Origin of the sequence: Bradyrhizobium sp. ORS 111, from assembly GCF_045571485.1 — a bacterium.
In the GTDB taxonomy this organism is placed as follows: Bacteria; Pseudomonadota; Alphaproteobacteria; order Rhizobiales; family Xanthobacteraceae; genus Bradyrhizobium.
Map to the genome: position 1 here is coordinate 143692 of NZ_CP120701.1, position 14072 is coordinate 157763.

Genomic DNA, 14072 nt, shown 5'->3' on the forward strand with positions numbered 1-14072 from the left:
GCTTCGCTCCTCGCAATGACGGTGCCGAGGAGGCTAGGGCTCCAAATGCCGCTTCATCTCCGGCCGCGCTTTCAGCGCGGCGCCCTGCTTGGCCACGATCTTGGCGATCCGCTCCGGCGCGAATTTCAGGTCGACGAAGGCGGGCGCGGTGTTGGCGACCTCATGATAGCTCGCGATCTTGCCGTCGCGCAGCGTCATGATCGAGACGCCCTCGAACATCGCGCGGGCGCCGTTGGCTTCAGGCAAGCTCGATCGGTAGCTGAACGTGTAGCGCGCATAGAGCGTTGCGCCGTCGGAGACGGGATCGTGCATGTCCCAGCGGAAGTCGGTCGCGGTCCGGTAGAACCAGTCGTCGATCATCTCGGCGATCGCCGCGTGGCCCTTGAAGGCGCCGTAGAACACGTCGTGATAGACGCCATCCTCGGTAAAGAGGCTTGCAAACGCCTTGCCGTTACGCTGCTCGACCGCGTCGCAGAACGCGCGCAGCATTGTCGTCGTATCCATTGGCATCTCTCCCGGCCTTTTCGTCATGCCCGCGCAGGCGGGCATCCAGTATTCCATTCCAGAGCATTCGAAATGAATCGATAGGCCGCGGCGTACTGGATCATCCGCTTTCGCGGATGATGACAGCGGGATACGCCGGTGCGCTAGCCGATCTCCGCCACCGCGGCGATGATCCGCGCGATGTCCTGCGGCCGCGACAGACGATGGTCGCCGTCCTGGATCATGGTCAGCACCACGTCCTCCGCCGGCAGCCGGTGCACCAGCGCGAAGGCGTGCTTCCACGGCACGTCGGGATCCTGCGCGCCTTGCAGGATACGCACCGGGCAGCCGACGTCGATCTTGCTTCCCAGCAGCAGGTGGTTGCGGCCGTCCTCGATCAGATTGCGGGTGATCGGATAGGGCGTGCCATCGCCATATTCCGACGGCCGGAGCCAGACGCCCTTGGTTTCGATCTCGGCGCGGATCTCGGGTGAAAACCCCTTCCACATCAGCTCCTCGGTGAAGTCCGGCGCCGGCGCGATCAGCACGAGACCCGCGAGCTGTGCCTTTTCGTTGCCGCGCCGGGCGATCTCGCGCGCCAGCAGAAGCGCCATCCAGCCGCCCATCGAGGAACCGATCACCACCTGCGGCCCTTGGCAGAACTCAGTGAACACTGCGACGCTCTCCTCGAGCCAGCGGCCGATCGTGCCATCGACGAATTGCCCGCCGGATTCGCCGTGGCCGGAATAATCGAACCTGATGCAACCGCGGCCGTGCTCGGCGGCCCAGGCATCGAGCGCGATCGCCTTGGTGCCCTTCATGTCGGAATTGAAACCGCCGAGCCAGAACAGCCCGGGACTGCCCCCGCTGCGGGCGCGCACCGCGATCCGGCGCCGGCCACCGCCCTCGCCGACCTCGATAAAAGCTGGTTCCTGTTCAGGGGTGGCGGTTTGGCTCATGGTTCGGTTACTCGCGTGTCAGATAGTTGGTTTTCAATGAGCCGACGGCATCGGTCAACGGCTGCGGTCCACGCCTTGCGGAGCAGATGCAGCGGCCTTATGTGCCGGGCGTGGCTAAAATGCCTCGCAATTGGCAGTTTTGCCGGGTAGATGGCGAGTTCGCTTGCCCGTTGCAGCGTCTTGCTTCAAAATATCGGCCTTCCCTTTCACAACTTTGGAGAGTTACCCATTCGCCGTCCCAATAGAGCCCCGCCGACAGTCGCCAAAGACGGGCCGCGCACCAATGACGAGATTCGCAACGCGCAGATCCAGCTAATCGATCAGGATGGTGTCAACAAAGGCACCGTTGAAACCGTGGTGGCCGTGCGCATGGCCATGGATGCCGGGATGGATCTGGTCGAGATTTCGCCGAATACCAATCCTCCCGTCTGCAAGATCATGGACTACGGGAAGTACAAGTATTCTGCGCAGAAGAAGGCCGCCGAAGCCCGCAAGAAGCAGAAGGTCGTCGAGATCAAGGAGATCAAGCTCCGCCCGATGATCGACGATCACGATTACGACGTGAAGATGCGCGCGATGCAGCGCTTCTTCGAAGAGGGCGACAAGGTCAAGATCACCTTGCGCTACCGCGGTCGTGAAATGGCGCACCAGGAGATCGGCACCAAGCTTCTCGACAAGGTGAAGGCCGACGTCGCCGAGTTCGCCAAGGTCGAGCAGGACGCGAAGTTCGAGGGCCGCCAGGTCGTGATGGTGCTGGCGCCGCGCTAATTCAAGTTAGTCGATTTCGGCGTTTGGAACGGCCCGTCAGGCGATCTGACGGGCTGTTTCATTTTCGTGGTCCAGATGGAGCGAAACGCAATCCGGGGCCGCTCCTTTGCGCAATCCCGCCAAGCTTCCTTGAAAAGGGAGGTCGCTTTGCTCGCCAGAGCAAAGCGGGTGGGGATCTTCTCTCCGCATCCGCCGGCGCCCGTGGCTGACCCCCATCCCGTCCTTCCCCCTTTCAGGGGGAAGGGGAAGATAGATCTATCGCCGGTTCCGCCGCTTCAAACGTTGCAAAATGGCCGATCCTCTGCCATAAGCCGGACCTTCGCCGCCCGGCTGATCAAGGGCTGCCGTGGCGACGTGTCGTGCAGGGGCTTTCAATTCGGAAAGTATCCTAGCACTTTCAACGCTCTAACGAGCATTTTAGCCGGCAGAACGCCTCCTCGGGGCGGATTTCGTGCTTGGCCTGAAGGAGAGCCAAATGCCCAAGTTGAAGACCAAATCGGGCGCCAAAAAGCGCTTCAAGGTGACTGCCACCGGCAAAGTCATGCACGCCCAGCGCGGCAAGCGCCACGGCATGATCAAGCGGACGAAGAAGCAGATCCGTCAGCTCCGCGGCACCCGCGTGCTGTTCAAGACCGACGGCGACAACGTCAAGAAGTACTTCTTGCCGAACGCCTGATCGCGCATCCGCTTGAACCCCGCCGCGCCCGGCGCGGCGAACAGTCACCTCTTCTAGATCTCAAGGATTTCCGTCATGTCTCGCGTCAAACGCGGTGTGACCGCTCACGCCAAGCACAAGAAAGTCTACAAGGCCGCCAAGGGCTATTACGGCCGCCGCAAGAACACGATCCGCATCGCCAAGCAGGCCGTCGAAAAGGCCGGCCAGTACGCGTTCCGCGACCGCAAGCGCAAGAAGCGCACCTTCCGCGCGCTCTGGATCCAGCGCATCAATGCCGCCGTCCGTCCGTTTGGCATGACCTACAGCGTCTTTATCAACGGTCTCTCCAAGTCGGGCATCACGGTCGACCGCAAGGTGCTGTCGGATCTCGCGATCCGGGAGCCCGCGGCGTTCCAGGCGATCGCCGAGAAGGCCAAGGCGGCGCTGGCTGCCTGATCTCCTAGCGGGCCTTCGGGCCGGCGGTCTTCAGCGCTTTCTGCGAGTAACGCTGGGCGACCTCCGCCCGGCAGAGCGCTGTGAACGACATGTACATGGTACCGGATTCGTTCAGGTACTTGCGATCACAGACCCGCAGCTCGCGCTGGTAGGCCTTTTTCCGCGGCGTCCCGAGGCCGGGCAGGAAGTCCGCCTCGCACTTCTGCTCGACCACGGCGCCGAACTGGACGTCTCCGCTGGCGCCGTATTCGCACGCCTCGAAGATCGTCATTGCGCGATTGCAGCTCGGCGCCGCCTTCAGCGCCGCGATGATGTCATCCATCTGGGTCGATTTGGCCGGACAGTCCGCCGTGGCGGCCCCTGAGGCGCCAAGAGCGAACAGCACCGTCAGGACGGCCAGACCGGATCGCAAGAACATCGCGTGGTCTCCTCGTTACCCCCTTGGTGCCGCGCTCGCGCGAAGGGGTTCAATGCAGCCCGTCATCCGCCCGAAATGACCGGCTTTTTGCTTGACGTTACGGCCTTCGGGCGGCGACAACCCAGCCGAATTTTGCGGCGTGATCCGGAAAAGTGGGTACCGGTTTTCCGACCAGATCATGCTCCGGCCAAACTGCAGGGAATTGACCGTGTCCGACCTCGCAACGCTCGAAAAATCCATTCTCGACCAGATCGCCGCGGCGAACGACGAAGCTGCCCTTGAGGCGGTGCGCGTCTCAGCCCTCGGCAAGAAGGGCTCGATCTCCGCGCTGCTCGCCACCCTCGGCAAGATGTCGCCGGAGGAGCGCAAGACGCAAGGCGCAGCGATCAACCTCGCCAAGGATGCGGTGACCCAGGCGCTCGCGACAAAGCGCGACGTACTGAAAGAGGCCGCGCTCGATGCGCGCCTCGCCTCGGAGACCATCGATGTCACGCTGCCGCTGCGCGAGGCGCCGGCCGAGGCCGGTCGCATCCATCCGCTGAGCCAGGTTTGGGACGAGCTCACCACCATTTTCGCCGACATGGGCTTCTCGGTCGCCGAAGGACCGGACATCGAGACCGATGATTACAACTTCACCAAGCTGAACTTCCCCGAAGGCCATCCGGCGCGGGAGATGCACGACACCTTCTTCTTCAATCCGAAGGACGATGGCTCGCGCATGCTGCTGCGGACCCACACCTCGCCGGTGCAGGTGCGTACCATGCTGACGCAGAAGCCGCCGATCCGCGTGATCTGCCCCGGCCGCACCTACCGCATCGACTCGGACGCGACACATACGCCGCAATTCCACCAGGTCGAGGGCCTCGTCATCGACAAGGGCTCGCATCTCGGCCACCTCAAATGGATCCTGCACGAGTTCTGCAAGGCGTTCTTCGAGGTCGACCACATCAACATGCGGTTCCGCCCGTCGTTCTTTCCGTTCACCGAGCCGTCGCTCGAGGTCGACATCCAGTGCCGTCGCGACAAGGGCGAGATCCGCTTCGGCGAGGGCGAGGACTGGCTCGAGATTCTCGGCTGCGGCATGGTGCATCCGAACGTGCTGCGCGCCTGCGGCCTCGATCCCGACGTCTACCAGGGCTTCGCCTGGGGCATGGGCATCGACCGCATCGCGATGCTGAAATACGGCATCGCCGATCTGCGCCAACTGTTCGACAGCGACGTCCGCTGGCTCAACCACTACGGCTTCAAGCCGCTCGACATCCCGGCGATTGCGGGAGGGTTGAGTTCGTGAGGCTGGCACGGGAGCACCGATACGCGGGGGCTCTCTCCATTCCCTCCCCCCTTGCGGGGGAGGGAACGGATAGGGCTTGTTCAAATGGATCCGAAGACTGCACCGCCACGAAAGATCAGACTCCCTCTCCCGCTTGCGGGGGAGGGCTGGGGTGGGGGTCTCTCCACAAAGGGGCTAGCGATGGTCGATCCTGAACACCCGGACTGGAAGATCCCCCAGAAACTGCGTTCGAACGCGCGCACGCTTCGCAGAAACTCGACCGATGTCGAGCGAATCCTCTGGTCCGAGCTACGCGGCAATCGACTCAACGGCGCAATCTTCCGTCGCCAGGTCCCGATCGACAACTACGTCGTCGACTTCGTCTGCCATGCAGCGAAGCTTGTCATCGAACTCGACGGCGGTCAGCATTTCTCAGATCAAGGCGAACGCGCCGATGCCGTGCGCTCCGCCGTCATTGAAGCGAAGGGATTCAAGGTACTGCGCTTCAGCAATCTCGACGTCCTGACAAATCGCACAGGCGTCCTTGAAACAATCGCCGCTGCCATCGCGGAGAGAGCCCCCACCCTAACCCTCCCCCGCAAGCGGGAGAGGGGACTGGAGAAGTCGTCGTCATGAAGTTCACCCTCTCCTGGCTGAAGGATCATCTCGAGACCGACGAGCCGCTGGACAAGCTTGCCGACAGGCTCACCATGATCGGGCTCGAGGTCGAGAGCATCGAGGACAAGGCGAAGCAACTGGCGCCCTTTACGATCGCGCGGGTGATCTCGGCCGAGCAGCATCCCAATGCTGATCGCCTGCGGGTGTGCATGGTCGACACCGGTGACGGGGGTGCGCCGGTACAGGTGGTGTGCGGCGCGCCGAATGCGCGTGCCGGGCTGATCAGCGTGTTTTCGCCGCCCGGCACCTACATCCCCGGCAAGAACATCACGCTCGGCGTCGGCACGATCCGCGGCGTCGAGAGCCGCGGCATGCTGTGCTCCGCGGCCGAGTTGCAGATCTCCGAGGATCACGACGGCATCATGGAGCTGCCGGCCGACGCTCCCATCGGCAAGGGCTTTGCCGAATGGGCCGCGCTCGGCGACCCCGTCATCGAGATCAATTTGACGCCGAACCGGCAGGATTGCGCCGGCGTGCACGGCATCGCACGCGATCTCTCTGCCGCCGACATGGGCAAGCTCAAGGAGCCCGCGATCAAGCCGATCAAGGGTGAATTCCCCTGTCCGGTGCAGGTGACGGTGGAAGATCCCGATCTCTGCCCCGGCTTCGCGCTGCGCCTGGTGCGCGGGGTGAAGAACCGCCCGTCGCCGGAATGGTTGCAGAAGCGGCTGACCGCGATCGGGCTGCGCCCGATCAATGCGCTGGTCGACATCACCAACTTCATGACCTACGACCGCGCCCGTCCGCTGCATGTGTTCGATGCCAAGAAGGTGAAGGGCAATCTCACCGTCCGCCGCGCCAGGGACGGCGAGACCCTGCTCGCGCTCGACGGCCGCACCTATACGCTCGACAGCAATGTATGCGTGATCGCCGACGAGCACGGCGTCGAATCGCTCGCCGGCATCATGGGCGGCGAAGCCTCGGGCTGTGATGAGAACACGACCGACGTGCTGATCGAATCGGCGCTGTGGAACGAGATCAACATCGCCCAGAGCGGGCGCAAGCTCGGCATCAATTCGGACGCGCGCTATCGCTTCGAGCGTGGCGTCGATCCGGCCTTCATGGTGCCGGGGCTCGAGCTCGCGACCAGGATGGTGATGGATCTCTGCGGCGGCGCGCCGTCCGAGAACGTCGTGGTCGGCAATCGCTTCGGCGAAGATCGCGTGATCGATTTCCCGCTTAGCGAAGTGAAACGCCTCGCGGGCATCGAGGTGCCGCTGGTCGAGGTGAAGCTGATCCTGAGCCGGCTCGGCTTCATGCTGGCCGGCAACGGCCCGGTCGTGAAGATCGCGGTCCCGTCCTGGCGCACCGATATTCACGGCAAGGCCGACATCGTCGAGGAGATCGTGCGCATCGTCGGCGTCGACAAGGTGCCGATGACGCCGTTCGATCGCGGCGAGGAGCCGCGCAAGCCGGTGCTGACGCCGATTCAGCTCCGCACCCGCCGCGCCAAGCGTGCGCTGGCCGCGCGCGGCATGGTGGAAGCGGTGACCTGGTCGTTCATCACCAACGATGCGGCCAGGATGTTCGGCGGCGGGCAGCCCGAGCTCGTGCTCGCCAATCCGATCGCGGCCGACCTCTCCGACATGCGGCCGAGCCTGCTGCCCGGCCTCGTCGCCGCGGCGCAATCCAACATCAATCGCGGCTATCCCGATGTCGCGTTGTTCGAGGTCGGCCAGGTGTTCCGCGGCGACAGGCCGGAGGACCAGTTCGTCGCCGCCTCCGGGGTGCGCCACGGAATGTCATCTTCTCTTGGTCTTGGCCGGAGCTGGTCTGATCCAAATGATCCGACGGTGCTACGCACAACCGAAAAGCGCGTCCTTGAAAGCAAGGCGGATGCACTTGCAGTGTTGGCTGCGGCGGGTGCTCCGATGCAGGCGCTACAGATTGTTCGCGGGAGAGCCAGTTGGCTGCATCCGGGACGTTCCGGCACGATTCAGATCGGTCCACAAAACGTTCTGGGCCATTTCGGTGAGCTGCATCCGCGGACACTAGAGAAGCTCGGTGCCGATGGACCGATGATTGCCTTCGAGGTGATCCTCGAACGCATACCGGAAGGCAAACGGAAGGCGACCCGCGCCAAGCCATTGATCGAACTTTCCGCATTCCAGCCAGTCTCGCGCGACTTTGCCTTCTTCGTGGACCGCGACACGAACGCGATCGACGTAGTCCGCGCCGCACAAAACGCTGACAAGAAGTTAATCACAAGCGTGACGGTGTTCGACGTCTATCAGGCATCCGGCAACTACGAAGCCAAGGGTGTCCCTGAAGGAAGGAAGTCCATCGCGATTGCGGTGACGATCCAACCGGTCGAAAAAACCATGACCGATCAGGAGATCGACGCCGTCGCGACGAAGATCGTCGCCGAGGTGGAGAAGAAGACCGGCGGCACGCAGCGTGGCTGATGCGGCCGCGGATAATCCCTCTCCCGCTTGCGGGGAGGGCCGGGGTTGGGGTCTCTCCGCGTAGGGAATTTCAGCAAGAAAGTCGATCGCCTCAACGATCGTGCGCGCGAAGAGGCTGACGGTGCATCACATTGAAAACACCAACGCGGCGCAAGCCCCCACCCTAACCCTCCCCCGCAAGCGGAGGAGGGAATGGATGGATCGGAGCGCTCGCGTCGTTCACGCCGACCGACCTTCCCCGTCCCTTCCATGACTCCCCTCTCCCTCATCCCGTCCGACGTCAGCACCGCGGTCGCGCTCGCAATCTGCGGGATCGCGTTTGTCTCCGGCACGGCGCGCGGCTTTTCCGGCTTCGGCTCGGCGCTCATCTTCATGCCGCTGGCGAGCAGCATCGCGGCGCCGCGGCTGGTCGCGGCGCTGCTGCTTGTGATCGATTTCGTCGCGGCCACGCCGCTATTGCCGAACGCCTGGAAACATGCCGACCGAAGAGCGACCGCGGTGATGGTCGCGGGCGCGCTGGTCGGCGTTCCCATCGGCACCTATTTCCTCACCGTGCTCGATCCCGTCACCACGCGCTGGATCATCTCCTGCTTCGTCGCCGCCCTGCTGGTGCTGCTGCTGTCCGGCTGGCGCTATCGTGGCAAGGATCACGTCACGCTGTCGGTCGGCATTGGCGGCCTGTCCGGCTTCTGCAGCGGGCTTGCGCAGACCGGCGGTCCGCCGATCGTCGGCTACTGGCTCGGACGTCCGATCCCATCGGCGATCTCGCGCGCCAACATCCTGCTGTTCTTCGGCGCCTCCGATTTCTTCTCGCTGGCCAGCTATTGGCTCTCCGGTCTCATCACTTTCGATTCGGTCAAGTTCTCGCTGATCGTCGGTCCGGTCTACGGTGTCGGCGTCTGGTTCGGCGCGTCGCTGTTCGGCAAGGCGAGCGAGGTCATGTTTCGTGCGATCTGCTACGCGCTGATCGCCGCCGCGGTCATCGCCGGCCTGCCGGCGCTTGATGGCATTTTGCGCGGCGGCTAGGCTCGCCTCAATCGAAGATGAGATTCAGGGAGGGACCCGTGATCGACCGTCGCAACGCATTGAAGCTGGCGCTCGGCAGCGCCGCCATGCTCGCCGCGCCCGCCGTCCGCGCGCAAGGGGCGAAGCCGCGGACGCGCATCGTGTTCCTCGGCACCAAAGGCGGGCCCCGCGTCGGCATCGGCGCCTCCAATCCCGCCAACCTTGTCGTCGTCGGCGACACGCCGTTCGTGATCGATTGCGGCATGGGCGTCAGCCGTCAGCTCGTCAACGCCGGCGTGCCGATCCCCTCGGTGAAGTACATCCTCATCAGCCACCACCATTCCGATCACAACCTCGAATACGGCAATCTGTTCTACAACGCCTGGGCCGCCGGCCTCACGACGCCGATCCATTCGTTCGGCCCCAAGGGCATCGAGGCGATGACGAAGGAATATTGGGAGCTCAACAAGTTCGACGTCGAGACACGGATCGTGGATGAGGGCCGTCCCGACCCGCGTAAGCTTCTGATCGCAAAAGACATCACCGAAGATGGCGTGGTGCTGAAGACGCCAGAGGTGACCGTCACCGCGTTCCGCACGCCGCATCCGCCGATCACCGACAATTTCGCCTACAAATTTGAGACACCCGACGGCGTGATCGTGTTCTCCAGCGACACCAACTACAATCCGAAGCTCGCCGAGTTCGCCAAGGGCGCCGACGTGCTGGTGCATGAGTGCCTCTACCTCCCCGCGGTCGATCGCCTGGTGGCGAAGACCAAGAACGGCGCAACGCTGAAGAAGCATCTGCTCGACAGCCACACCTCGACCGAGGACGTCGGCCGCATCGCCGCCGCCGCCAATGTGAAGGTGCTCGCACTCAGCCACTTCGTGCCCGGCGACGATCCGCTCGTCACCGATGACGACTGGGCCAGGGACGTGAAGAAGCACTACTCGGGCCGCATCGTGGTCGCGAAGGATTTGATGGAGCTGAAGCTGCCGGTGTGAGCGTCGTCTCTCGTTCAGAGCGGAGACAGACAAACCTCGGACACGTCGTGTCGCGAGAACGCAGACGCGTGATCTGCGACGTATGATCGCAATGCCAGAACAAATTCGATGTCGTCCCTGCGAAAGCAGGGACCCATAACCACGAATGGTTGTTGTTGAACGATGCTGGAACGACGAGTCCGGCCTACAACTCCCGCCGCGGGGTATGGGTCCCTGCTTTCGCAGGGACGACGGCCGTGTGCGGTGGACCGCACGAGGCCGGGACGACATTGGATATGCGGCGCTTGCTGTAGCAAATCTACCTGTCACGTTCAAACGCGCTGGATTGATGGCTGCGGCTCAGCGCATCGGCGCGCGGCGCGAGCGGCGCTTTGGTGCAGGTGCCGGCTCTTCCGGCGGTGTCTCCCTCGCCCCGCCGATCCGGCGCAAGGCGGCATCAGCGGCCCGCTCGCCACTCTCCCAAGCGCCATCGACGGTGCCCCACAGCGTCTCATGCGTGGCCTCGCCGGCAAGATAGAGGCAGCCGATCGGGTCGCTCAGGACCCTACGCGCGAACTGCGCGCCGGGCGCGGCAGCCGACATCGCGCCGAGCACGAAGGGCTGTGCGTTCCAGCGCGTGACGGCCGTCTTCTTCACGGCTGCCCCTACTTCGCTGCCGTAGAGCTTGGTCAGCCATTCCACCGCGAAGGCCGACATCGCCTTCTCGCCCTGCGCGGACAGATCGCGTCCGAAGGAGCCCGCGACATCGACGGTGCACAAGGACGAGCCGCCAATGCTGCCGTAGAGCAACGCCGTCCTGGTCGAATTGCTCTGCTCGATGATCGCGTCGTCGCGCGACAGCCCAAGCGGATTGCCGGGCATCTGCAGCGCGATACGATCGTAGCTGCCGAGACTGAGCTTTGCCGCGGCATCGAGCGCGCGTTTCGGGATGTCCGGGGCGAACCTGATGATGCCGCTCGTGAGCACGTTGCTCGACACGGTGATGATGGCGGCACGCGCGGTGATCTTGCCGGCGGGCGTCTCGATCATCACGTCGCGATTGCTCCACAGGATGCGCTGTGCCGGCGTCGACAGCGCCAGCGGAAGCTGCTCGCCAAGCTTTGCGACCAGCGCACCCAGCCCCTGCCGGCAAGCGATCGCGGCATTGCGATCCTGCGCCCGGGCCTTGTCGAGAACGGACACCTCCTTGAGGTCCTTGCCGCTGAAGCTTGGGCCAAGCAGGAACTCCACCGCGCCGGCCCAATCGCCGAGATCCTTCGGCAGCACCGCAGCGCAGGCGACATCGGCCTTGCGCGCGGCATCGTCGATGGCGCGATTGGTGCGCACCTGCGCCGCAAGAAACTCCTCGGTCTCGCCGGGTCGGGCATAGCGCCGGCCGATGCGGATCTTCGGGCCCACGGGTGCGGTGACCATGTCGAGTCCGCCGGCGCGAGCCAAGCGGACCAACGGATTGGTCTCGGGATTGTGCATCCAGCGCGCGCCGCGATCAAACGGCGCGTCGAAGGTCGATGCATCGGTCTGGCAGCGTCCGCCGATCCGGCCGGCGGCCTCGAGCACGATCACTTTGCGATTTGCGGCGACGATCCGCCGCGCCGCGGCAATGCCCGCCGCGCCCGCGCCGACCACGACGATGTCGGCGTCGCGCGGCAGCGGCGCCGCAAGCACCCGGCCGCCCAGCGCAGGCGCCGCTGCGAGCCCTGCGGACGCCGACAGGAAATCGCGGCGGGTCATTGTCATGGCATGGTTTCCGGGGACTTGCAGCAAAGGGGAACGCTTCGCGAACTGTGCCGCATCTCACTGACTGCAGCAACCGTCATGGTGAATCAATCATGATTGATCCGCGCCATGCATGAACTAAATTGAAACGGCTGGCGACCATGATTATGTCGCAGCAAGCGGTCGCAGAACCGCTCGGGGGAGTTGATGGGCGTAATGCTCGATACCGTCGGCAAATGGATCGCGGGGTACCTGCAAAAGGAAATCCCGGGTTACGAGCCGTTCACGCCGAGCGAGCCGGATCAGTTGCGCGGCATCATCCAGCCCGGCGATGTGCTGCTGGTCGAAGGCAACAACCGGATTTCCGGCATCATCAAATACCTCACGCAGTCGACCTGGTCGCATGCCGCGCTCTATGTCGGCCCTGTCGATGGCGCGACCGAGCCCAATGGCGAGCAGCATGTGCTGATCGAGGCCAATGTCGGCGAAGGCGTGACGTCCGCACCGCTGTCGAAATATTTCACCTATCACACCCGCATCTGCCGGCCGGTCGGCTTGTCCTACGAGGACCGCACCACGGTGTGCCGTTACGCGATCAACCGCATCGGGTTCGGCTACGACACCAAGAACATCGTCGATCTCGCGCGCTACCTGTTTCCGCTGCCGGTCCCGCAGCGCTGGCGGCGGCGCATGATCGCGTTCGGCTCCGGCGATCCGACCAAGATCATCTGCTCGGCGCTGATCGCGCAGGCCTTCGACGCCGTGCGCTACCCGATCCTGCCCAAGATCACGCGCGCCGCCAGCCGCAAGGCGCGCCGCGAGATCCTGCACATCCGCGATTCCTCGCTCTACATGCCGCGCGACTTCGACATCTCGCCCTATTTCGAAATCGTCAAACCCACCGTCGTGCACGGATTCGACTACACGGCCCTGCACTGGGCCGACAAGCAGAAGCCGCTCCAGGAGGTGGCGGGCGAATTCGGTGTGTTTCCAGAAAGCAAGTCGCCGCCGCTTGATCCTGAAGAGATTGACGAAAAGGCACCGGTTGCAATTGCGACTGCGCAAGTGACGATCGCGGCCGCGGAGCCGGCGTCGGTCTGAAAGGGTGTGAGCCTCTACGGGTCCGTTATTGCGAGTTCGGACCGACGTGTCATGGCCCGCGCAGGCGGGCCATCCAGTACGCCGCGGCCTCTCGGTTCAAGCACCGGCCTCTCTGGAATACTGGATCACCCGCATGCGCGGGTGATGACACCGCGCTGTTTGACACGTGAGCTTGGCACTGCCCCTGTCATTGAAAGGGCTACGCCGCCTTCGCCTTGGTGCCGCAGGGCAGGCCGGCGCGGGCGAGACCGCCATAGAGCGGCTCGTTCGGCATCTCGGATGTGAGGATCGAACGCACCGCGATGAGCCGGTCGAGATCGATGCCGGTCGCAAACCCCTTGCTCTCGCAGAGAAAGACGAGATCCTCGAACACGACGTTGCCGGTCGCGCCCGGCGCGAACGGGCAGCCGCCGAGCCCGCCGAGCGAGCCGTCGAGCACGCGAGCGCCTTCATCGAGCGCGGCGGAAGCGTTGGCGATACCCATGCCGCGTGTATCGTGGAGGTGGACGCAGACCGGCTTTCCACCCGCGATCCTCACCGCACCCTTGGTCAATTCGCCGACCTGTTTGGGGCCGGCATAACCGACGGTGTCGGCGATCGCGACCATGTCGACGCCGATCTCGTAGAGCCTCTCGGTGAGACGCAGCACCTCCTTTGGATCGACGGCGCCGACGATCGAGCAGCCCAGCGCCATCGAGATCGCGGCATTCACCACCGGCTTGTGCGCGCTGGCATCGCGCAATTCGCAGAGGCGCTTGATGTTCTCGATTGCGGATTCACGCGAGCGGTTGGCGTTGGCCTGGCTGTGCTCCTCGGTCGCCGACACCACCGAGGCGATCTCGGCCACACCCGAAGCCAGCGCTTCGTTGACGCCGCGCTCGTTCAGCGCCAGCGCGACCCCGTGCGCGCCGGGCAGCGCGGCGACGGTCGCGACCACGTCGCGGACATCGACGAATTGCGGGAAGGTCTTGGCGGGCAGGAACGAGCCGACCTCGAAATGCCTGACGCCGGCGGCATATTCATCACGCACCCAGCGCTGCTTCGCCGCCGTCGACGGGAACGTCTTCACCAGTTGCAGGCCGTCGCGCAGGCCGACTTCGCGCAGGCTCACTCTGTCATTGGGATAGATATCGTGGATGCGGGTCATGACAGCC

At 64.1% G+C, this 14072-nt stretch carries 14 protein-coding genes; 9 read left to right on the forward strand and 5 right to left on the reverse strand.

Annotation, left to right across the window (positions count from 1 at the left end; genetic code table 11):
• Positions 1–33 precede the first annotated feature (33 nt).
• Positions 34–504, reverse strand: a complete 471-nt coding sequence (locus tag P6U30_RS00640) for a nuclear transport factor 2 family protein (RefSeq protein WP_407167664.1) — start codon at positions 502–504, stop codon at positions 34–36.
• A gap of 143 nt (positions 505–647) precedes the next feature.
• Positions 648–1442, reverse strand: a complete 795-nt coding sequence (locus P6U30_RS00645; protein ID WP_407167665.1) for an alpha/beta hydrolase — start codon at positions 1440–1442, stop codon at positions 648–650.
• A 228-nt stretch (positions 1443–1670) separates the two neighbouring features.
• On the opposite strand from P6U30_RS00645, the gene infC reads away from it, so the two are divergent.
• From infC to rplT, 3 genes are all read left to right on the forward strand, one after another.
• Positions 1671–2210, forward strand: coding sequence for a translation initiation factor IF-3 (gene infC / locus P6U30_RS00650; RefSeq protein ID WP_407152714.1), 540 nt, complete (start codon positions 1671–1673; stop codon positions 2208–2210).
• Positions 2211–2685: 475 nt separating this feature from the next.
• Positions 2686–2886 carry a 50S ribosomal protein L35 gene (rpmI, locus tag P6U30_RS00655; protein ID WP_008539890.1) on the forward strand — a complete coding sequence of 67 codons (201 nt, stop codon included), beginning with the start codon at positions 2686–2688 and terminating at the stop codon, positions 2884–2886.
• Between the two features lie 75 nt (positions 2887–2961).
• The gene (gene rplT / locus P6U30_RS00660) at positions 2962–3321 is read left to right on the forward strand and encodes a 50S ribosomal protein L20 (protein ID WP_407167666.1); all 360 of its coding nucleotides are present in this window, start codon (positions 2962–2964) and stop codon (positions 3319–3321) included.
• Positions 3322–3325: 4 nt separating this feature from the next.
• Here rplT and P6U30_RS00665 read toward each other — a convergent pair whose 3' ends face one another.
• Positions 3326–3739 carry a hypothetical protein gene (locus P6U30_RS00665; RefSeq protein ID WP_407167667.1) on the reverse strand — a complete coding sequence of 138 codons (414 nt, stop codon included), beginning with the start codon at positions 3737–3739 and terminating at the stop codon, positions 3326–3328.
• Between the two features lie 208 nt (positions 3740–3947).
• On the opposite strand from P6U30_RS00665, the gene pheS reads away from it, so the two are divergent.
• From pheS to P6U30_RS00690, 5 genes are all read left to right on the forward strand, one after another.
• Positions 3948–5030 (forward strand): phenylalanine--tRNA ligase subunit alpha, encoded by a 1083-nt coding sequence (pheS, locus tag P6U30_RS00670; protein WP_407167668.1) that lies wholly within the window; start codon positions 3948–3950, stop codon positions 5028–5030.
• A gap of 180 nt (positions 5031–5210) precedes the next feature.
• A complete protein-coding gene (locus tag P6U30_RS00675) occupies positions 5211–5645 on the forward strand; it encodes an endonuclease domain-containing protein (protein WP_407167669.1) in 435 nt (144 codons plus the stop codon).
• The gene (pheT, locus tag P6U30_RS00680; protein WP_407167670.1) at positions 5642–8092 is read left to right on the forward strand and encodes a phenylalanine--tRNA ligase subunit beta; all 2451 of its coding nucleotides are present in this window, start codon (positions 5642–5644) and stop codon (positions 8090–8092) included. The genes P6U30_RS00675 and pheT overlap by 4 nt, the downstream gene beginning before the upstream one ends.
• A gap of 249 nt (positions 8093–8341) precedes the next feature.
• The gene (locus P6U30_RS00685; protein WP_407167671.1) at positions 8342–9118 is read left to right on the forward strand and encodes a sulfite exporter TauE/SafE family protein; all 777 of its coding nucleotides are present in this window, start codon (positions 8342–8344) and stop codon (positions 9116–9118) included.
• A gap of 38 nt (positions 9119–9156) precedes the next feature.
• Positions 9157–10101 carry an MBL fold metallo-hydrolase gene (locus tag P6U30_RS00690; protein WP_407167672.1) on the forward strand — a complete coding sequence of 315 codons (945 nt, stop codon included), beginning with the start codon at positions 9157–9159 and terminating at the stop codon, positions 10099–10101.
• Positions 10102–10440: 339 nt separating this feature from the next.
• Here the strand turns inward: P6U30_RS00690 and P6U30_RS00695 are convergent, their stop codons facing one another.
• The gene (locus tag P6U30_RS00695) at positions 10441–11838 is read right to left on the reverse strand and encodes a flavin monoamine oxidase family protein (RefSeq protein ID WP_407167673.1); all 1398 of its coding nucleotides are present in this window, start codon (positions 11836–11838) and stop codon (positions 10441–10443) included.
• A 186-nt stretch (positions 11839–12024) separates the two neighbouring features.
• Between P6U30_RS00695 and P6U30_RS00700 the strand changes: the two genes are divergently transcribed.
• Positions 12025–12918 carry a YiiX/YebB-like N1pC/P60 family cysteine hydrolase gene (locus P6U30_RS00700; RefSeq protein WP_407167674.1) on the forward strand — a complete coding sequence of 298 codons (894 nt, stop codon included), beginning with the start codon at positions 12025–12027 and terminating at the stop codon, positions 12916–12918.
• Positions 12919–13117: 199 nt separating this feature from the next.
• Here the strand turns inward: P6U30_RS00700 and P6U30_RS00705 are convergent, their stop codons facing one another.
• Positions 13118–14065, reverse strand: coding sequence for a hydroxymethylglutaryl-CoA lyase (locus P6U30_RS00705; RefSeq protein ID WP_407167675.1), 948 nt, complete (start codon positions 14063–14065; stop codon positions 13118–13120).
• Between the last annotated feature and the right edge of the window lie 7 nt (positions 14066–14072).

What these genes read in the sequence shown, in the direction of transcription:
- rplT (WP_407167666.1), top strand. Translation starts at nt 2,962, where the DNA reads ATGTCTCGCGTCAAACGCGGTGTGACCGCTCACGCCAAGCACAAGAAA.
- P6U30_RS00700 (WP_407167674.1), top strand. Translation starts at nt 12,025, where the DNA reads ATGGGCGTAATGCTCGATACCGTCGGCAAATGGATCGCGGGGTACCTG.
- pheT (WP_407167670.1), top strand. Translation starts at nt 5,642, where the DNA reads ATGAAGTTCACCCTCTCCTGGCTGAAGGATCATCTCGAGACCGACGAG.
- P6U30_RS00695 (WP_407167673.1), bottom strand. Translation starts at nt 11,838, where the DNA reads ATGACAATGACCCGCCGCGATTTCCTGTCGGCGTCCGCAGGGCTCGCA.
- P6U30_RS00665 (WP_407167667.1), bottom strand. Translation starts at nt 3,739, where the DNA reads ATGTTCTTGCGATCCGGTCTGGCCGTCCTGACGGTGCTGTTCGCTCTT.
- P6U30_RS00705 (WP_407167675.1), bottom strand. Translation starts at nt 14,065, where the DNA reads ATGACCCGCATCCACGATATCTATCCCAATGACAGAGTGAGCCTGCGC.
- P6U30_RS00640 (WP_407167664.1), bottom strand. Translation starts at nt 504, where the DNA reads ATGGATACGACGACAATGCTGCGCGCGTTCTGCGACGCGGTCGAGCAG.
- rpmI (WP_008539890.1), top strand. Translation starts at nt 2,686, where the DNA reads ATGCCCAAGTTGAAGACCAAATCGGGCGCCAAAAAGCGCTTCAAGGTG.
- P6U30_RS00645 (WP_407167665.1), bottom strand. Translation starts at nt 1,442, where the DNA reads ATGAGCCAAACCGCCACCCCTGAACAGGAACCAGCTTTTATCGAGGTC.
- P6U30_RS00685 (WP_407167671.1), top strand. Translation starts at nt 8,342, where the DNA reads ATGACTCCCCTCTCCCTCATCCCGTCCGACGTCAGCACCGCGGTCGCG.
- P6U30_RS00675 (WP_407167669.1), top strand. Translation starts at nt 5,211, where the DNA reads ATGGTCGATCCTGAACACCCGGACTGGAAGATCCCCCAGAAACTGCGT.